The 20,699-nt window shown below is 38.8% G+C and carries 15 protein-coding genes and 1 tRNA gene; 6 read left to right on the forward strand and 10 right to left on the reverse strand.

What is annotated here, in order from left to right; translation table 11 throughout:
• Nucleotide 1: 1 nt before the first annotated feature.
• Nucleotides 2-490, reverse strand: a complete 489-nt coding sequence (locus tag ACY650_RS08615) for a hypothetical protein (RefSeq protein WP_462253760.1) — start codon at nt 488-490, stop codon at nt 2-4.
• A gap of 108 nt (nt 491-598) precedes the next feature.
• Here ACY650_RS08615 and ACY650_RS08620 point away from each other — a divergent pair, with 108 nt between their 5' ends.
• Both ACY650_RS08620 and ACY650_RS08625 read left to right on the forward strand, forming a co-directional pair.
• A complete protein-coding gene (locus ACY650_RS08620) occupies nt 599-3,595 on the forward strand; it encodes a VPS10 domain-containing protein (protein WP_462253762.1) in 2,997 nt (998 codons plus the stop codon).
• A gap of 66 nt (nt 3,596-3,661) precedes the next feature.
• Complete coding sequence (locus ACY650_RS08625) at nt 3,662-4,828, forward strand: hypothetical protein (RefSeq protein WP_462253764.1); 1,167 nt, start codon at nt 3,662-3,664, stop codon at nt 4,826-4,828.
• Here the strand turns inward: ACY650_RS08625 and ACY650_RS08630 are convergent, their stop codons facing one another.
• Nucleotides 4,829-5,293 (reverse strand): hypothetical protein, encoded by a 465-nt coding sequence (locus ACY650_RS08630; RefSeq protein ID WP_462253765.1) that lies wholly within the window; start codon nt 5,291-5,293, stop codon nt 4,829-4,831.
• Nucleotides 5,294-5,528: 235 nt separating this feature from the next.
• Entirely contained in the window at nt 5,529-6,050 is a 522-nt protein-coding gene (locus ACY650_RS08635; protein ID WP_462253767.1) for a DUF4442 domain-containing protein, read from the reverse strand.
• Nucleotides 6,051-6,177: 127 nt separating this feature from the next.
• Here ACY650_RS08635 and ACY650_RS08640 point away from each other — a divergent pair, with 127 nt between their 5' ends.
• Both ACY650_RS08640 and ACY650_RS08645 read left to right on the forward strand, forming a co-directional pair.
• Nucleotides 6,178-6,852 (forward strand): hypothetical protein, encoded by a 675-nt coding sequence (locus tag ACY650_RS08640; protein ID WP_462253769.1) that lies wholly within the window; start codon nt 6,178-6,180, stop codon nt 6,850-6,852.
• A gap of 99 nt (nt 6,853-6,951) precedes the next feature.
• Nucleotides 6,952-10,386: a prolyl oligopeptidase family serine peptidase gene (locus ACY650_RS08645; RefSeq protein ID WP_462253771.1), complete on the forward strand. Its 3,435-nt coding sequence runs from the start codon at nt 6,952-6,954 to the stop codon at nt 10,384-10,386.
• Between the two features lie 68 nt (nt 10,387-10,454).
• Here ACY650_RS08645 and ACY650_RS08650 read toward each other — a convergent pair.
• The 3 genes from ACY650_RS08650 to ACY650_RS08660 all read right to left on the reverse strand — a co-directional run bounded on the left by ACY650_RS08650 (nt 10,455) and on the right by ACY650_RS08660 (nt 13,717).
• Nucleotides 10,455-10,530 (reverse strand) — tRNA-His (locus ACY650_RS08650).
• Nucleotides 10,531-10,595: 65 nt separating this feature from the next.
• Nucleotides 10,596-11,930, reverse strand: coding sequence for a dihydroorotase (locus ACY650_RS08655; RefSeq protein WP_462253773.1), 1,335 nt, complete (start codon nt 11,928-11,930; stop codon nt 10,596-10,598).
• A gap of 332 nt (nt 11,931-12,262) precedes the next feature.
• Nucleotides 12,263-13,717, reverse strand: a complete 1,455-nt coding sequence (locus ACY650_RS08660) for a M28 family peptidase (protein ID WP_462253775.1) — start codon at nt 13,715-13,717, stop codon at nt 12,263-12,265.
• Between the two features lie 147 nt (nt 13,718-13,864).
• On the opposite strand from ACY650_RS08660, the gene gcvP reads away from it, so the two are divergent.
• Entirely contained in the window at nt 13,865-16,738 is a 2,874-nt protein-coding gene (gene gcvP, locus ACY650_RS08665; RefSeq protein WP_462253777.1) for an aminomethyl-transferring glycine dehydrogenase, read from the forward strand.
• A gap of 68 nt (nt 16,739-16,806) precedes the next feature.
• Here the strand turns inward: gcvP and ACY650_RS08670 are convergent, their stop codons facing one another.
• Entirely contained in the window at nt 16,807-17,592 is a 786-nt protein-coding gene (locus ACY650_RS08670) for a thioredoxin family protein (protein WP_462253779.1), read from the reverse strand.
• 90 nt (nt 17,593-17,682) lie between these two features.
• The gene (locus ACY650_RS08675) at nt 17,683-18,180 is read right to left on the reverse strand and encodes a hypothetical protein (protein ID WP_462253781.1); all 498 of its coding nucleotides are present in this window, start codon (nt 18,178-18,180) and stop codon (nt 17,683-17,685) included.
• A 1-nt stretch (nt 18,181) separates the two neighbouring features.
• Between ACY650_RS08675 and ACY650_RS08680 the strand changes: the two genes are divergently transcribed.
• Complete coding sequence (locus tag ACY650_RS08680; protein WP_462253783.1) at nt 18,182-19,210, forward strand: SMP-30/gluconolactonase/LRE family protein; 1,029 nt, start codon at nt 18,182-18,184, stop codon at nt 19,208-19,210.
• Nucleotides 19,211-19,355: 145 nt separating this feature from the next.
• Here ACY650_RS08680 and ACY650_RS08685 read toward each other — a convergent pair whose 3' ends face one another.
• Both ACY650_RS08685 and ACY650_RS08690 read right to left on the reverse strand, forming a co-directional pair.
• Nucleotides 19,356-19,901, reverse strand: coding sequence for a hypothetical protein (locus ACY650_RS08685; RefSeq protein ID WP_462253785.1), 546 nt, complete (start codon nt 19,899-19,901; stop codon nt 19,356-19,358).
• Nucleotide 19,902: 1 nt separating this feature from the next.
• Nucleotides 19,903-20,688 carry a DUF4097 family beta strand repeat-containing protein gene (locus tag ACY650_RS08690; RefSeq protein ID WP_462253787.1) on the reverse strand — a complete coding sequence of 262 codons (786 nt, stop codon included), beginning with the start codon at nt 20,686-20,688 and terminating at the stop codon, nt 19,903-19,905.
• Nucleotides 20,689-20,699: the final 11 nt, after the last annotated feature.

Below are 20,699 nucleotides of genomic sequence, written 5' to 3' on the forward strand. Positions count from 1 at the left end.
TTTACTTCAATGAGAAGTAAACAACCAGCTGCTCTGGGTCAATTCTCATTCCGTTTTTCTGGCGATTGACATTAAAAGTCATTCTATAATCGCCACTCGACACCTTTTCCTCTACGGTTTTAATGGGTGGAGTCAATCCGTTTTCATTTCCACATTTTCTAGAAATCAAATCCCATGTTATTTCAGTCATTTCTTGGGGTGCCAACTCATTGACTGCTGGCGGCCTGCACGGCGTTCCACACTGGCAAGGGATATATGGAACTTTAGACCATGATTCACCCTCCTTTTTTTCAATATAAAAATGAGCTGTTGACTCTATTTGAACTGATTCGCTAGATTCATTTATCAACGTGAAGGACACATTCTTGCCATAAACTTCTCTAAGCTTTACCACCGAGACACTCTCAGAGCCTGAAAAATTTTCACTTGGCTTACAGGCTATTGCAAAAATGATTGTTAAGAAGATTAAGCCAACACTTACGTTTTTCATTGATTAAATATTAAACAGTAATCATAACGACATTTAGAATTTTCCCATTAGGGTAATTTTCGATCAGCCTGTAATTTCATAAATTTAACGTCCTTATAAAATAACGGAATGAAAAAGATACTATACCTCCTGATTGCTCTTATCACTTCTTCATCAGCCTACTCACAAGAGTGGCAAAGACTTTTAATGAACGGAGAAAGAGACTTTAAGAAAATTCAAAAAGCATTCTATGATGAGTGGGATGGGAAGGTGCTTGAAAAAGGTAACGGATACAAGCAATTTAAAAGATGGGAATATAAGAATGCACCTCGACTTATTGATGGCAAGATTCAAAACATAGCCAATGCTTATCCTGTCAAGTTAAGAGAAGATCTTAGAATGGCTAAAAGCAGAACAGCCGAAACCCAAACTTGGGAACCGCTAGGTCCATATTCTTGGGAAAACGGAACCAGCGGATATAACCCTGGTATTGGCCGTGTCAATAGCATTGATATCCACCCCACAAATTCCAATATTTTATTTGCAGGTACTGCAGGTGGTGGATTATGGAAAAGCGAAACAGGAGGCAATAGCTGGACTACCATGTCAGAAGATTTTCCAATTCTTGGTGTGACTGACTTTTTTATTGCACCAGATGATACGGATAAAATGTATGTGCTAACTGGAGATGCATACGGTGCTGACACATATAGCTACGGCGTTTATAAATCAACAGACGGTGGAGCAACCTGGGCAAATAATTCCAACTTTACTCCTGAGGTAACTGACTTCAACAGAATGTATCGAATGATAGTCGATCCAACTGACAGTGATGTTGTATTGATTGCAGGAAACACTGGCGTCTGGAAGTCGACTGACGGTGCTATCACTTGGACACAAGTTAATACCACTGCTTTTGTAGACATTGAGTTTAAGCCGGGCAATTCTGATGTGGTTTATGCGAGCACAAATGGGTCTACCGATTTTGGTCTATCAATTGATGGTGGAGACACTTGGAGTACCATTACAACACCTCTTTCGGGGCTTGGAAGAACTGCGATTGGTGTAAGTGCTGATAATCCTGAATATGTGTACCTCTTGGCTTCAACTACAGGAGGTGCTTTTGGTGGAGTATTTAGATCTACAGATTCAGGTGAGACTTTCACTATGCAATCCAATACACCTAATGTATTCAATTATTCTACTACTGGTGAAGGTACTGGAGGTCAAGGCTGGTATGATTTGTCAATAGCCGTGAATCCTGACGATGCAGATGATATATATGTTAGCGGCGTTCACATTTGGAATTCGACTGACGGAGGTGTTACATGGCAAGATGAATCTGATAACTACCAGATCTTAAACTATTGGGTATATAACGAGTCCGATCCAGGAAGCTATGTTCACGCAGATAATCACACTTTGGACTTTCTGAATGGTGAGCTATTCGCTGGTTGTGATGGAGGTATTTGGAAAAGCACCAATCTTGGTGATAGTTGGCAAGATCTTTCTGAAGGACTAAACAATACACAGTTATACAGATTAGGGCTGGATCCAAACGACGAAAATGTTATTATAGCTGGTGCTCAAGATAATGGGAGTAACATCCTAATTAATGGAACATGGACTCACATCTTTGGAGCAGACGGTATGGAAGCGCTAGTTGACCATACTGATGGAGACATTGTATATAGCACCTATCAATTCGGAGGCCTTTTAAGATATACTAACAAGGGTGAAGGTGGTTCACAAAGCATCGCAGGAGCTCTTGATGGTACTGGCGCCTGGGTGACGCCTTATATGTTAGATCCCGCAGACAATAACTTACTTTTTGCAGGTTATAGCAATGTATGGAGGTATAATGTTTCAGGAGGAACGTGGACAGAAATTTCAAATTTCGGATCTAGTTCAAGATTAACAAGCCTTAAAGTAGCCCCTACAAATTCAGACTACATTTATGTCTCCACTGGCGCAACCACATATAGAACTTTGGATGGGGGTACAACCTGGGATAATATCAGTTCTGGACTTCCATCGCAAACACTGACTTATATTACTGTTTCGGAAAATGATCCTAATAAAATCTGGGCTACATTCTCTGGGTACGACAGTGACAATAAAGTTTACGTATCAGAAGATGCGGGTTCAACATGGACAAACATCTCTGACGGGTTGCCAAACCTACCGGTAAACTGTATCGTGCATCAAAGAGATTCCGATGACCAGCTTTATGTAGGTACCGATGTGGGAGTGTATCAAAAGAATAATTCAGGAGATTGGGAGCCATGGTTTGATGGCCTACCAAATGTGATAGTTAATGAGCTCGAAATACATTATGCTACTCAAAAAATTGTTGCTGCTACCTATGGAAGAGGTCTTTGGCGAAATGACATCTTAGCGTCAGGATCAGTAATTAGTATCACTGCAGACCAAGTAGAAATTGTTGAAGGACAAAGTATCACTTTTGGTGCAACACTTGCTGATGGGGTTTCAGATTATGACTGGACATTTGAGGGTGGTTCTCCAAGCACCTCTACTGATGCATCTCCAGTTGTAACTTATGAAGAGGCTGGCAAATACGACGTGACATTATTGAATGCCAACAGAACAGAAATGATTACTGTTCTCGATTTGGTTACTATTGAATCTATTTCATCGGACGTACAAGCGATAGATATTGGACAGAGTGTGACTTTCTCGGCAAACTATGACGGTAATCCTACAGAGTGGCTTTGGAATTTCGAAGGAGGGACTCCTTCTATTGCCTTTGATCAGAATCCCACAGTCACCTATGATGAAGTGGGTGAATACGATGTAAGACTTAGACTAAAAGGTGATACAGAAGATGATGTTACAATAGATGGATACATCACTGTGATTGAAGTGCTAGGTTTAGATGACGAGAAAGCATTAGTCTACCCAAGTGTTTCTCAGGATAAGATTTCGCTAAAAATAGACGAATCAAACACGACGGTAGAACTGATTACGGTTTCGGGTGAGTTGCTCAAAAGGTTTAAGGCTGATTCTGATGTTTCAATAAATATTGAGAACCTTAGCGAGGGTGTATATCTATTAAAGCTTAGTAATAGTCAAAAATCAAAAACAGTAAGGTTCATAAAAGATTAATTTAATCTCGTAATCAGGTTCTGACTTGTCAGATAGTCTTTTTATTTGCGAAAAAGTTTTGATGGTATGCAAATAGTTGAGGTCACTGATAAGAAAAAGGCGCATGAGTTTTTGCAGCTTCCAATACGATTATACAAGAATGAGTCGAATTGGATACGGCCGCTAGACAAAGACGTTAACAACGTTTTTAACCCAGAGGTCAATAAGTTTTTTCGAAACGGAGAGTGCTCTAGATGGATTCTGCTCGACGAAAATGGTATTACTATTGGAAGAATTGCAGCCTTCATTAATCAAAAGACTGTAAATAAGGATAACGATCAACCCACAGGCGGCGTAGGATTTTTTGAGTGTGTCAACGATCAAAATGCTGCGAATAAATTATTCGATACAGGCAAAAATTGGCTTCAAGAAAGAGGTATGGAAGCTATGGACGGCCCTATTAATTTTGGAGATAGAGATAATTGGTGGGGCTTATTAGTGGACGGGTTTGATAGAGAGCCCAATTATCAATGCAACTATAATTTCTCTTATTACCAGGATCTTTTTGAAGCGTATGGCTTTCAAGTCTATTTCAAACAGTTCACTTACGGAAGAGATGTATTTGCTCCCCTTGCTCCAAGGCTCAAAGAAAAGGCTGACCTAGCGAACAGAGACCCTGACTACAGCTTTAGACATATTGAAAAAAGCAAACTCAAGAAATACGCAGAAGATTTTAGGACAGTATATAATGACGCTTGGGCAAGGCATCCTGGAGTAGCTAAAATGTCTTCTCTTCAGGCCAACGCAATAATTAAAAAGATGAAACCCATAATGGATGAAAAGATTATGTGGTTTGGATATCACAAAGATCAACCCGTCGGTTTCTATATAAATATTCCTGAGCTAAATCAAGTGTTTAAACATGTAAATGGGAAACTAGATCTGATCGGTAAACTCAAGTTCTTATATCATAAATTAAGAAAGACAAATAAGAAAATGATCGGATTAGTCTTTGGGATTTCTCCAGAGCATCAGGGTAAAGGTGTTGATGGGGCATTGATTCATGCTACCCGTGTAATGGTGCAGGAAAAGTATAAACGCTACCCACAATTAGAGATGAATTGGATTGGAGATTTTAACACGCGAATGCTCAAGGTTGTGGATCAAGTTGGCGGTGATGTTGTAAAAACACATCACACGTATAGATACTTATTTGATAGAACAAAGGAGTTCAAAAGAATGCCAATTAAGTAGCTATGCTACGACCGCTCCTTTCATCACCCGCTTCATTAACTCACAAATAGAAGGGAAAGCTACAGGGTCTGAAATTTCTTTTTGAGTTAAAATAAGTAAGTGACTATTCGGGTCGAATGAAGTTTTGCTTGCTTCTTCGATTGAAAGTAGCTCATATCCAGTACCAAGATTTTTTAGATGTGATCCTGCAGTAATTTTAGTACTACGTACAGTAGAATAGGATGCTAAAAATATAGGTTTGCCTGGAAAAAGAGCTATTGAGCGCTTGATCACTTCCCAATACTTTTCCTTTACGGTAGAAGAAAGAGCTGTAGATATGACAATTCCAGCGACTTCATTTTGGTTGATTTTAGTTAATTCACTCAGATCCTCTAGTGGATTTGCTTCAAAACCAGAAGAAGATATAAGCTTCTTCATATCAGTCACGATTAAAGAACTTGGTCTTGCAAGGATTACTTTTTTCATAATTTCTTCCTCTCCATATAAATAATGACTTCAATATTCCTCAATCAAAATTGAAGCCTTGCTTAGGCTTGTATCAGCTGATTTTATAAAGAACTCAGCTATGCTAAAGTCATTGTGGTTGATAATTAGGTATATAATATTATCAATTGATAATGTCAATAGCTAATTAAATCGATAAGAATCTTATTTGGACAGATAAAATCAGAAACCTTAGATCCAAATAGAATTTGGATTATTATTTTTTTCTTTTGCTTTTTTTCTGCTTGTAATAGCCTTTATCTGCGACGTACATTGTTTTTTCAATCTCACAAAAAACAACATCCTCTTTACTTTTCAGATAGACCATTTTCACTAAATCTACCTCTCCGTTATTCCTGACATCATTTTTAAGCTTTTCAATGTCGTTTTCAGTAAACTCAAACTTTGCAAATGCATCAGAATCAGCTGGTCTCTTGAATTTTACAATTGACGACTTATCCCAAACCACATAATCTCGCCCTAATAGTTGAATTAGCTGAACCATGTAGATCGGATCAGTTGCCGAAAACAAGCTTCCTCCAAAAATAGTCCCAACGTAATTTTTGTTCTTATAGGAAAGTGGAATTCTGATTTCAATTCTGCTTAAGTCATTAGTAACTGAGATAATCTTTCCCGTCGATCTTCGATACATTGGAGATAGATTAAAGAACACCTTAAAAAGCTTATGTTTTTGGTTCTTAAAGTATCTATTAGAAACACGAGTAAGAAATTGATACATTATCATCTATGGTTTGTGTCTCTAACTTAGTAATGAAATTACATCCTATCAGTAAAATTCAACAGTTCAGTCACATAATGTTGCTGAATCGTCATTTCTCCATTTGAATTGTAATAAACAAATTAAAATGGAACAGTTTCTAATTATTTCACACATTATTTGCGGCGGCACAGTTCTCCTGCTGGGCTTAATCCAGATGATCAATCGCAAAGGAAGTAAAAACCATATCCTTCTGGGACAAATCTATGTAGGTGCTATGTGGTGGATTTGTTTGAGTGCTTTTGCAATAATTACATTCTACCGTTTTAGTGCTTTTTTAATGGTAATTGCGGTACTCACTTTTCACACTTCTTTTGTGGGAGTACGCGTGTTGAGAAGGAAAAAAATAGGTACTGAAAAGTGGTATGATTGGGCTGTAGCCATAGCAACATCTTTGTTTGGAGCAGGGTTAATCATTTACGGAATTCATACTTATTTTACCACTAACAATCCAATATTGGCACTACTGTGTGGGATTTTCGGCTTCTTCACACTCAAAAATGGAATTGAAGATTTACGTTTTTTCATCAAGCCCAATGTTTCAGAAAAGAGCTGGTGGCTCTATCAACATATAGGAGCAATGGGCGGCTCATATATCGCAGCGATGACGGCGTTTGCAGTTCAAAACCCAAATATTTTTCTTCCAAATAGTTCTTATCAATGGTTACTCTGGATTCTCCCAAGTGTCATTGGTACACCATTGATTACCATGGCGATCAAGCATTGGCGAAAAAAACTTAACACTAGCCGTGCAACTGTGTGATCTTCATAGACATCATTGGTATGGTTTTTATACTCAGATAAAAATAATTGAGACGGAATATCGTTTGATCGATGTTCCGCTATCACCAATGTTAAGACTATGAAGAACACCCTAATCGCGATGGCTATGCTCATATGCATGGTTGGTTACTCACAAACAAAAGTCATAAAAGGAACCGTTTATTACCAAGAGACTAAAGAACCGGTCCCATTTGCTTATGTAAAGCTTAAGGATGTGGCTTACGGCACCGTCACCGAATATGATGGTACATTTTCCCTAAAAATACCATCTAAGTATTTCGACAGTATTCTTGAATTTTCTTACGTAGGACTTAAACCCTATGAGCTAGAACTCCACAGCTACGAAGGTCCTGTCAAAATCTATATGGAAACCGATATCAAGGAACTATATACTGTAGTTGTGAGCGCAAAACGTGACGTAAATCCAAAGAGCATTTTGAAGAAAGCCATACGATCTATCTCAGATAACTATGTGAATGAAGATTTTAATATCGAAGGCTATTACCGCGAATATGTTAAAGAAAATGACAATCCAGTTAAATACGCTGATGCCGCATTTGCATTAGACCTAAAGCCGTACGACGGAAAAATGGCCAAAAGGAAGAAATATGAAAACCCTGTAGATCTATCTGGAATTACCACGATCGGTAGTTGGACTTCGCGATCATCATCTCTTCACCGGTGGCATTTTCATCAAAGGGTATTAAAAGGAGAGAAAGCAAAAATCATTGACGCTAAATCAAGCGATGACTTAAACACGACACGTCTCTACTCCAACATTCAAGGTGGTCCTCTAAGTGCACTCACGAAAGACCGAGTAAAATATCCTGCAAACTTCATGAGCAAGTTTGGGAAGTATGAATACTCACTACTAGAAGTAGAAAAGAATAATGAAGGCTACTACTTAATCAATTTTAATCCTGCGATTTCTCCTGAAAAAATGGGGGAGAAAAGAAGACCATACAATTATGAATATAAGCTCGGAGGGAGCATATTAATTCGAAAAGAAGACCTAGCAATTGTTGAAATAAACTACTCTGTACCACCGGAGTACAAACAGTACATCTGCGGATATAGAGGATGGTCAGTTAGACATTTCGATTTTTCTGTTCAAACTAAATATTCAAAAAAAGGAGACAAGTATGTTCTTGAATACCTCAAGCATGCTGATGAGTTCATTGTGGAAGACACCGCCACAGACAGAAGAATCCCCTATGCAGCGATTTCAGAGTTTTATACTCATGAGGTAAAAGTTGAGGATAAGATCACAGTAAGCAAAGAAGACAATTTTAGTAATTCAGATTATAACTACCTATTTGACTTACCTGAAGGATACAATATTCCATTCTGGGCAAAATACAATGTTGAACATCCAAGTTCTAAGGTTCCTGAAAGTATTCATGTGGCAATGAGTAAAGAAACCAATCTGGAAAAACAATTTGCTGAAAAACTTACTCGAGATACGACCCTATTGCCGCCAGTAGCTAAGAAAGAACCAAAGCAAATGGAGCTGCACGGACAAACATTGCAAGATGATTATGCCTGGATGAAGGATACGAAAAACCCACTTGGAAATGAAGAGGTGATGAGACATCTGAGTGCCGAAAATGGATATACTAACAACTATTTTAAACCACTGAAGCCGCTTCAAAGAGAACTTTTTAAGGAGGTTAGATCATATGTTCAGGATAAATATGTATCGCTCGCCCGTGAAGAAGGGGGATATAAATATTATTACAAATATGCGCCTGAAGAAGAGTACGCAAGGCATTATCGAAAAGCTAAAGGAAAAGACAGCAAAGAAGAATTGCTTTTTGATGTGAATAAAATGGCAGAAGACAAGAGGTACTATTCATTTGGTGGATATTCTGTAAGTCCGTCAAATAAGATAATTGCATTCTCTGAAAATACTACAGGCAATGATAAATGGGTTCTCAAGTTCAAGCGGTTTGAGGGAGATAAAATGCTGCCTTACACGATTGATTATATAGCAGATATGATTTGGCTTTCAGACTCAACTGTACTCTATGTAAAGGTTGAGGAAAAAACTTTTCGAGCTTCTAAAATCTTCAAATTCGATCTTTCTAACGGGCAACACAAGTTAGTGTATGAAGAATCAGACACAAAGTTTTCTGTTTCTGTCTCTAAATCCAGAAGTAAGCAATTTGCTTTTATCAATTCATATGGTAGCAACCAAAATGAAGTTCAGTTGCTGAATCTCAATAATCCAGATGGAAAATTCAGAATGGTAGTGGAGAGGAGAAAAGACCATAAGTATAGCATGTCCCATTATGAAGATAAGTTTTACATAATCACAAATCATAAAGCCATTAACAATAAACTAATGGTGGCCGACACCTCAGATTTTGAAGAAAAATCATGGAGAGTGGAAATCCCAGAAAATCCTGAAATTGAAATTTCCAGTGTGCTCCCTTTTAAAAATTGGATGGTCTTCCAAGAAAGACATGGACTAGCATACAAATTGAAGATTGTTAACAAGACCGATGGCAAAGAACACTACATAAAACAAGGAGATAATCGATCAGTATATTTCGGCGAGAACAATGATTTTGATACCGATACTCTTAGAATAAGTAAGGCTAGCTATCACCGGCCTCTGCTTATCCAGGACTATGATATGAACGAAAAGAAAACTCGAACATTAAAGTCCGTAGGTGGTATATCTCCGGCCTATTTTGCAAAGGTTGAAACTGTTTACGCAAAAGCAAAGGATGGCACTCAGATACCCATAACGCTTATTTATCATAAGAATCGTATCAAAAATCAAATCAAAGAAGGAAAAAAACCTCCACTGTATATTACAGGGTACGGCTCTTATGGCTCAAGCTATTCTGCTAGCTATAATCCCAACATTGCACCACTTTTACAAAAAGGGTTCATTTATGCAATTGCGCATGTGCGTGGAGGCGGAGACCTAGGAGAGAAATGGTATTTAGAGGGCAAAATGCTAAAAAAGAAAAACACCTTCACGGACTTTATTTCTTGCACCGAGTACTTGATTTCTCAAGGATATGGAGAATCAGGTAAAGTAATTGCTGAAGGCGGTAGCGCCGGAGGTTTACTGATGGGGGCAATTGCAAATATGAGACCTGACTTATATAAGCTTTTGATCCTGAATGTACCATTTGTAGATGTAGTCAACACCATGATGGATGATAAACTACCTCTCACAAGTTTGGAGTACGATGAGTGGGGCAATCCTAATGAAAAAAAATACTTTAAATACATTAAGTCCTACTCTCCATATGAAAATATTGAATCGAAGGATTATCCAAACATGTTATTTCTAACAGCAATTAATGATTCAAGAGTCGGCTATTGGGAACCAGCCAAAATGGTGGCTAAACTGCGCGAGATGAAAACAGATGATAATGAGGTTCTTTTGAGAACTGACTTTTCCTCCGGACATGGCGGAGCCTCAGGAAGATATGCATCATTAGCAGAAACAGCCTTTAAGTACTCGTTAATTTTAGAGATGACGCAAGAAGACTAAAGATCAGATTACTCTTAAATTCTCGGAACATAAAAAAAGACAGCCGGTTGGCTGTCTTTAATTGTTAAGGGTGAAAGACCGGTCTCGAACCGGCGACCTCCGGAACCACAATCCGGCGCTCTAACCAACTGAGCTACAATCACCATGTCTTCTCAGGTATTCCTGAAAAGGAGTGCAAATTTAATATGCCTTTTTAAATCTACAAACGATTATTCTCGATCAAAAGAAAGTCGCTGACCTAGTTGGCTGTCATTTAGTTTACCTTCTGAATAGGCTAAGTGACCTGACACAAATGTTTTCTCTATTGAAGACTTGAATTGATGACCTTCGAAAGGCGACCAACCACACTTCGCTAGAATATTATCTTTATTTACATTCCAAGGCTTGTTCAGGTCGACAAGTACTAAGTCGGCTTTGTAACCTTCGCGAATATATCCTCGGTCTTTAACATCAAAACATTCAGCCACTGCGTGACACATCTTCTCAGCTATTTTTTCAAGAGATATTTTACCTTGATGATAAAAGTCCAGCATTGCCACTAAGGTGTGTTGAATAAGTGGACCACCAGATGGTGCTTTTGTATAAGGGTTTTGTTTTTCTTCTAATGTGTGAGGAGCATGGTCAGTTGCGATGACATCAATGCGATCATCGAGCAGTGCTTTCCATATTTCATCACGATCATTGGAAGACTTTACTGCAGGATTCCATTTAATGAAAGCCCCTTTCTCATCATAATCCTGATCACTAAACCATAAATGGTGGATACAAGCCTCAGAGGTAATACGTTTCTTGCCTAAAGGTTTATCATTCGTAAATAGGTTGGTCTCTTTACCAGTTGAAATATGAAGAATATGCAATCTTGCATCACATTTCTGAGCAAGTTCTACTGCCTTAGATGATGACAAGTAGCATGCCTCCTCATTTCTAATTATAGGGTGGTATTTGAATGGAATGTTATCACCAAATTGTTCAACGTATTTTTCAGTATTTGCTCGAATGGTCGCCTCATCTTCACAGTGCGTAGCTATTAATATCGGCGCATTACAAAAGATACTTTCCAGGGTTTTTGGATCATCTACAAGCATATTCCCAGTTGAGGATCCCATAAAAATCTTTATGCCACAGACGTTTTTGGGGTCTGTTTTCAATACCTCATCAAGATTCTTGTTGGTACTTCCCATGTAGAAAGAATAATTGGCGAGGGAATTCTGGGCACCAATTTGATACTTGCTTTCAAGCAACTCCTGAGTGATCGTTTGCGGGTTTACGTTTGGCATCTCCATAAATGAGGTGACACCTCCTGCTACCGCCGCTCTGGATTCAGTAAAAATATTTCCCTTATGGGTTAACCCGGGCTCTCTAAAATGCACTTGATCATCAATAATGCCAGGAAACAAGTGTAAGCCTTGTCCATTTATTACTTGATGATTGGAATCAGCACTAAGGTTTGGTCCTAATTTTTCAATTCTATCTCCCTTGATAAGAACATCGGTTACTTGAACCTTTCCTTCATTAACTACGCTAACATCTTTGATTAAATACATATAACTATATCAAGATTAAATATTAATATTGTGGAAACTCTGATTAGAATTTACCAATTTAGTATGCCCGCAATAACTGGATAGTGCAAATTCACCTGTAACAAGGGAAAATAAAAAAGAGCCATTAATGGCTCTAAATCTATGATTTAACGAAATTTTAAACTTTTGAAGTCCCATTTGGAATATTTTGAAGCGTTTTTTTTCTTGGAAACCGCATTAAATAATTATACTTGTAGAAGGAAGATCGATTTTTATAGTCTTTCTTTCCATAGCTGGTTGAAAAGATCTTGTGGGGCAAATGCCCCACAATGATCAATTTCCTTTCTCAGCACTTACTCTCCAGAAACTTTCTCCTCTTTTATCTTATCGACCTTTATCCTTTCAGCTCTATTGGCTATTTCCCATCCTGTATGGAATACCAGCCTTGCTCTTTTTTCCATTGTGTCAAATGCAATTTTTTCAACAGTATCTGTAGGCTTGTGATAATCTGGATGCGTTCCATTGAAATAGAAAATGATAGGAACGTTATTTTTCGCGAAGTTGTAGTGATCTGATCGATAGTAGAATCGGTTAGGATCATTCTCATCATTGTATGTGTAATCCAAGTTCAGATTCGTGTAAGTCTTATTCATTTTTTCTGAAAGATCATGAAGCTCACTGGAAAGCTTGTCCGAACCGATCAAGTAGATATAATCCGAATTTTCTGAATGAGCATCATCCACTCGACCTACCATGTCGATATTCAGATTTGCAACAGTATTTTCCAATGGGAAAATGGGATCATTATCTGTATAGTATCTTGATCCCAAGAGACCTTTTTCCTCCCCAGTTACGGTCATGAAAAGAACACTTCTCTTAGGACCCTTTTTCTTTTTTGCTGCCTCAGCAAATGCTTCAGCGATCTCAAGAACGGTTACAGTTCCTGAACCGTCATCGTCAGCACCGTTATTGATCTCTCCATCGATAATTCCAACGTGATCATAGTGTGAGGTAATTACTAATACTTCATCTGGTTTTTCAGTTCCCTTCAAAAAACCAAGAACATTTTCGGTTCCAATAGGCTTGTCAAGATAATCCGCATTGAATATCACCTGTGCCTCATCGCCTGTAGAAATGGAATCAAACTCTTTTCCAAACATCCATGATGCCATAGACTTATCTACCAAAATCAATTGAGTAGCATCATTATCTCTCTTATCCATTCTTAAAGAAGGTCTTTTTAGGTAAGGAGAGTAGTTTGTGATAAAAGCATTAAACTCTTGATCATTTTTCAGAACGACGATTACTCCTTCAGCACCAGCTTCTTTGATTTTTTGAGCTTTCTCCTGGAGTCCTCCTAGGGCATCAGCTGCAAAAACAACATACTTACCTGCGAACGCAGACTCATCACTCTCATCATCTGTCATTACAACTTTGATGTATTCTTCACCACTGGTTTCAGCACTTGAATAATATACGAAATCCTCAAAGCCGATTTTTTTGTCATCACCCATTCGGAAGTAAACAGATCCGATTGCAGACTCTGTCAGATCAAATTTTTGAAAATAGGAACCATCTACTGGCGCCTCAAAACCAAGAGATTCAAAATGTTTTGCTATGTATTCAGCAGCCATTTTTTGTCCTTTTGTTCCTGTTTCTCTACCCTCATACTCATCAGAGGCTAATATTGAAAGGTGGGTTTTAAGATCTTCAGCGGTAATTGTTTTGGCATATTTCATTGCCGTTTTGTCCTGCGCTAACAGTCCAAAGGCCACAACTAGGCCTATTATGTAAGCTATCTTTCTCATTTTAGTATAACGTGTTAAAAATCAGCAGTAAAGCTAAATAATTTTATTTCTGGTAAACCAAACAATTACACTAATGGTTAGGGCATAAAATACTTTTTGTAGTGAATGTCGTGACGTAAATTTGCGGCCTCTAAACGGTACCCCTTGATGAAATTAAACCTGAACGATCGAGTTGAGTTTGAAAGAAGGCACAATGGTCCTTCGGACAGTGAAATCTCAGCTATGTTGCAAACAATTGGCCTCAGCTCAGTTGATGAGTTGATCAATGAGGCCATCCCAAAACCTATTTTGAAGGAAGATCCACTCAATCTACCTCCTGCCCTCAATGAGTTTGAATACTTAAATCGCATGAGAATAATTGCGGAGAAGAACAAAGTCTTCAATTCATTCATTGGACAAGGGTACTATAACTGTGTCGTGCCCACAGTAATTCAGCGTAATATCTTGGAAAACCCAGGGTGGTATACAGCATATACTCCTTACCAAGCAGAAATTGCACAAGGAAGATTAGAAGCACTTATCAATTTCCAAACCATGGTAATTGATTTGACAGGAATGGAAATTGCTAATGCTTCACTACTAGATGAAGGAACAGCTGCGGCAGAAGCTATGTCAATGCTATTTGGATTAAGAAAGGGTGAGAAAAAAATCGCCAATAGATTCTTAGTTGATGCGCAGGTTTTTCCGCAAACATTAGATGTATTAAAAACCAGAGCTCTACCTTTCGGCATATCTCTTGAAGTAGTTGATTTGGCAAACACGGATGTTACAGCTTCTGATGTGTTTGGAATATTCTTCCAGTACCCAAATAACTCTGGCTCAATAAAAGATTGGTCTGCCATAGTCGCTGCAGCTGAAGAAAGTGGCGTTTTCACCGCATGTGCTGCAGACTTGCTGGCGTTGACACAACTTACGCCTCCAGGAGAATGGGGAACAGATGTAGTTGTTGGAACTAGTCAAAGGTTTGGTGTTCCAATGGGATATGGTGGTCCGCATGCTGCATACTATGCCACTAAAGAAAAATTTAAGCGATCTATTCCAGGTAGAATTATTGGCGCATCTAAAGATGCTCATGGAAATGATGCCTATCGAATGGCTTTGCAAACACGTGAGCAGCATATTAAGAGGGAGAGAGCAACTTCCAATATATGTACTGCACAAGTGCTACTAGCTGTAATGGCTGGTATGTATGCTGTTTATCATGGCTCCTCAGGATTAAAGCAAATAAGCGCCCGAACACATGGTCTTGCCAAAGAAACAAGCAATGCTCTGGCTCAACTTGGCTTCGAAAATCAGAATGACGTCTTCTTTGATACGCTAAAAATATCTTTGGAAGCAAATCAGATTACTCATCTAAGAGAATTAAGTGAAAAGTCTGAAATTAACTTTAGATACTTTGAAGATGCAGTCGGAATCTCGTTCGACGAGTCCCACACTGTTGAAGATGCAAATGCTGTTGTTAATCTTTTCGCACAAATTAGCAATTCAAATCCTATCAAGATAGCGGAAGACGCTGAAGTTTCTTTTCCAGAAACACTATCTAGAAAATCAACTTTCATGGAACATCCGGTATTTAACCAATACCATTCTGAACATGAATTGCTTCGTTACATGAAGCGTCTAGAAAACAAAGATTTATCACTCGTACATTCGATGATCTCGTTAGGTTCATGTACAATGAAACTGAATGCAACATCTGAGATGATCCCTGTTACTTGGTCAGAATTTGGAAATATCCATCCTTTTGTACCAAAAAATCAGGCGGAAGGGTATTCGGAACTCATTGGTGAGCTCCATGATTGGCTTGTAGAAATTACTGGGTTCCATTCTGTATCATTCCAGCCTAATTCCGGTGCTCAAGGTGAATATGCTGGCCTAATGGTCATCAAATCATATTTAGAAGGTACTGGACAGCCAAACCGAAATGTAGCTTTGATACCTTCATCAGCTCACGGCACTAACCCGGCAAGTGCTGTAATGGCCGGAATGCGCGTTGTGATTGTAAAATGTGATGACAATGGAAATATTGATGTTGCAGATTTAAGAGAAAAAGCTGAGGCTCATAGCGAAGATCTGGCAGCTCTTATGGTTACATACCCTTCTACCCACGGTGTTTTCGAAGAAGCCATTATAGATATCTGTGATATCATTCATAAAAATGGAGGGCAAGTATATATGGATGGAGCAAATATGAATGCTCAGGTAGGTCTAACTTCTCCAGGCATTATTGGAGCAGACGTATGCCACTTAAACCTTCACAAGACATTCTGCATCCCTCACGGTGGTGGCGGCCCCGGTATGGGTCCAATTGGCGTAGCAGAACACCTTACTCCATATTTACCTGGTCACGTTACTGAAGATAGCAGTAACCCAGCTATATCAGCAGCACCTTATGGTAGTGCAAGTATCTTACCTATTTCTCATGGATATATTGCAATGATGGGTGCTACTGGTTTGACAAATGCCACTAAAATGGCAATCTTAAACGCAAACTACATTGCTGCAAGACTAAAGGGTAATTACCCTGTTCTCTATGCAAATGACAAAGGCCGAAATGCACACGAATTGATTATTGATTGTCGAGAATTTAAAAAGTCTGGTATTGAAGTAGAAGATATCGCAAAGAGGCTTATTGACTATGGATTTCATGCGCCAACCGTTTCATTCCCCGTGCCTGGAACCATGATGATAGAACCAACAGAAAGTGAGGTGAAGGGTGAGTTAGATAGGTTCTGCGATGCAATGGTGTCAATCAGAAAGGAAATTCAGGAGGTAATTGATGGCAAATCAGATTCGACCAATAATCCGTTGAAAAATGCGCCTCATTCATATAAGACCTTGGTAGCAAATGAGTGGGGTTATCCGTATTCGAGAGAAACTGCCGCATTCCCTGCAGAGTACGTTAGAGAAAATAAATTCTGGCCTGCGGTAAGCAGAGTTGACAGTGCCTATGGAGATCGTAATCTTGTTTGTAGCTGTCTGCCGATTGAGGTCTACGAAGAATCAGGCGTTGAAGCCTAACTTAAAATTTCAACAAAATAAAAAGCCCGCTAACTTAGTTAACGGGCTTTATTTTTAGGTTAGGTTAGTTAATCCAATTGTGCAAGAAGGTCTTTAGATGTGATCTTATCCATAAACTCCTTCATCTTCTCAGTCTGCCCCTCACATTTATAGCAGTAGGCCATTATGAAGTTCTTCATTTCGGCCTCCTCCATCTTATCCACCTTCTTCATCGCCTTTTTATAGGCGCCCCTATATGCAAAATTTAAAATTAAATTAAATTCTGCTTCTTGGGCCAAAGCATCAGTTGACGCTTCTTTTTGCACCATCTTAAAAAAGTTATCACTCGCATTTAGCATGCCTCGTTTCAACCTCACATTTTCTGTTTCTTTCACTAAATCTTGATACCAGGCGCCCATACTGAAGTAGGTGTTTTCGTCTGCAGTTTCTCTTACTAGTTTCGTGATCTGATCGGTCGGTGCTGGTTCATTAGGGAATTCTTCGAAAGCCTTCATATAAACACTTGCACTTCTATATCCGATTTCTTCCCACAGAGCTTCTCCTGAGGCATCCATTATTATCACTTTTGGTATTGTGCTAGCCCGATATCTCATCGCTATCTCACGATTGGAATCTACATCGACCTTCAAAAAAATGAACTTGTCAGAATGAGCCGCCATTTTCTCGGTCTCCCACATGTCGGAATCCATTTTCTTACACGGGCCACACCATACGGCCCAAAAATCCATAACAATAAATTTGTTTGCTGTTAATGCCTGTGCTCGAGCCACATCATAGCTTCGAACCCAATTGACTTGAGAATAAGCCAACGTGCACCCTATTGCGAACAGGGCGAATACAAATATTCTCTTCATAATACGTGTTAGGTTAAGTACTTCTTCAATAAAGATAAATAATAATTTACCAAGTACATCACCTGTAATCCATGAAATGAGTAGCTAAACTTAGTTGCACAGCCTAATCTCAAATGAACCTTCTACAGTATTGTTATCATCCAGTACTGCCTGGAGATAGCCTATCACAACCAAATTATCGATAGCATAGACTTCCATAAAACCACTGGTGGCTATCAGACTCCTAGATGGAGAAATGTCAAATGAGACCTGAACCTGATTATTATCTACTGCTTGAGGAGCCACAAAAAAACTACCTTCCGAAGGTCTGAAAATAGCCTTAATATTTCTTAGAGATGGGGCTGGAAGTGCGCAGGGGTCGCTCACAGGCTCTTCATTAGATAAAAATCTAGCCCTATAGCTAAAGTCTGATGAAATCAAATACGCGTTGGCAGACTTATAGGTCCATTCTTCTCCGTTGATTTTTCCCTGTAGTATTTGATCGGGAAGTTGTATATCATTGTCTCCACAACTAATTAGTACTGAACATAGAACCACCCAAAGCAGTACGTAAGTTTTTCTACATTTATCAACTTGGTTTTTAAACATTATGAAAAAATTCTTGCTCACACTACTGGTTCTTTTAATCGTACTGGTGTCCTTCGTTCTATACACTTTTTCTTCTACAGGATTCTTCCGTGAAATTAATAACACGAAAAACTATGATGTTATTGCCGAAATACCTTTAAGAGGTGCTGAAGATCTAACAATAAGCTATTCCGACAGGTTCATGATCATTTCGCAAGATGATAGAGCTGGAAGAAGAGATGGGTCATATTATGGCTCCGGTTTGTTTTACCTATCCCTTGATTCAGGAAATTTTAAACCCAAAAAGATTTCTGGAGACTATAAGCTTCCATTTTACCCTCATGGTATAAGTATGTTAAAGCTTGATTCAGCTCACTATCAAATTCTCGCAATAAACCATGCAAAAAAACACAGCATTGTAAAGTTTGAACTCTTTGGAGATAGTCTTGTCTACATGGCTACTTATCGAGACCCTTCAATGATTAGCCCAAATGATGTTATTGCGCTTGATGAGGAATCTTTCTACTTTACCAATGATCATGGCTATACCAGCAAATGGGGAAAACTAGCGGAAGATTATCTTGGTGTAGCTGCTTCAAATGTTGTGTTTTACAATGGAAAATATCAGGTAGTAGCTGATGGAATAAAATATGCAAACGGAATTAACATAAGCAAAGACAGGTCTCAACTGATCGTCGCTTCTCCTCGAGGTTTTTCATTACTCTATTATGACATTAAAGAAGATGGCTCTCTCGTTGAAGATAGATCTCTAGATGTAGCAACAGGTGTTGACAATATAGAGCTCGATCAAAATGGTGATCTATGGGTGGGTTGTCATCCAAACCTTTTAACCTTTGCTAGCTATGCTGCTGGGAAAAAGGAATATGCTCCTTCCGAACTTATTAAAGTTACTGGCAATGATAAGGTAGAGAGCTTCTATGTAAATGATGGATCTCTGGTGTCTGCAAGTAGCGTTGTCGCTCCATTTAATGGATTGCTATTCGTTGGCACTGTAATGGATAATCGATTGGTTGTGCTAAAGAAGAAGTAAAAAAGCGACCCTAAATGGTCGCTTTACTAATTTACCCCTTACGTAAATAAATATTTCCGCTGATGGTTTCGAAGTTGGACTCCATACCTCCGTCACTTATCCTCCCTCGAATATCTTGCCCTACTATCTGCCGAAGTCCTTCTTTTCAATAAGGATATTTGATTTCTATATCCGAATATATTTCGCCAGATATCGTCTTTGCTTTAAAGTCCATGCTGTTTCTCTCTGGAATCGTCACGTCAATTGCGCCTGAAATTGTCTTTAGGTTCATTTCTGATCCAAAATATTCAAACTCATAATCTCCAGATATGGTATTGGATCTTACTTTCAACTTCTTTGGCAAATACACCGTGTAGTTTAAGGTTGTTGTATAACTACAATTCTTCCACTTCTTACCATTCTTCTTTTCAATCTTATCCCACATATCCTCATCTATTGCAACATAAACGGTAGACCCAGATGTTTTTGTGCTCAATGAGAATATGTCATTGTCATCACCATCATTGATCTCTACCATTACCTCCACATAGACTTCGTCCTTATCCCAAGTTTCAAATTTGATATCATCAGCGAATGCAAAATCCAGATCGACCTCCTCTTGTCCTGCAACTGGCACTGAAGCAGTAACTTTCCTTGGTTGTGCCCATGACTGAAATACCACCAAACACAATACTGTTGCTAAAGCTTTCATATTATTCTGGTTTTCTTACGTAGATATCCCCGCTTACAGTCTTAAGTGTAACTTCTACTCCTCCACCGTTAAGTTTCCCCGTAGCATTTTGACCGCCTATTCTATTAATTTTCTCTCCTCCAAAATCAAAGTCAAACGCGGTATATACTCCTCCAGAAATTGCAGACATTCTGAAAGTCCCTTTTGTGGATTCTGGAAATGTAACATCAATATCTCCACTAGTTGAGCTCAAAGAGGTCGGTGAAGAATTTGATAGAGAAGTGAAGGTCACATCCAGATCTGCACTTAATGTATGAGCTACAATTGGACCCGTAACATCTATTAGGTCTAAATCTCCGACTTGGCTTTTTACTTCTACCTCACCTGCCATGCTTTTTATCAACACATCTCCTGCTTGCCAAGAATTATAATTAATCTTCAACTTAAGATTCTTAGGGAGATAAAGTGTATAATCTGCATCATTGGCAACATTGTGCGCTGCAGAAAGAGAAACTGTGTTCCCTTCTTGCTTCATGCTTAAGCCAATTCCAGTATTTTCTGGCCCAGTAGCCGATAGCGGTTTTAGTCCTTTTGCTTTTTCTGGAAGCCCTCGATAGTTCCGACTTTCTATTTTAATGTCTGATCCAGAAACTCCCTCGATCTTCAAATCTGCACTTAGGTTATCAATCACAAGCCATGTTTCTGTTGCATCTCCTTTTACAGAAAATGTATAGGAGTTTGATCTACTGTCCTGAGCTATACTGCTAGAAAATACTAGCAGTAATAGTCCTGTTATTATCGTTTTCATTTTTATTGTCA

Origin of the sequence: Ekhidna sp. (assembly GCF_963691765.1) — a bacterium.
Lineage (GTDB): Bacteria > Bacteroidota > Bacteroidia > Cytophagales > Cyclobacteriaceae > Ekhidna.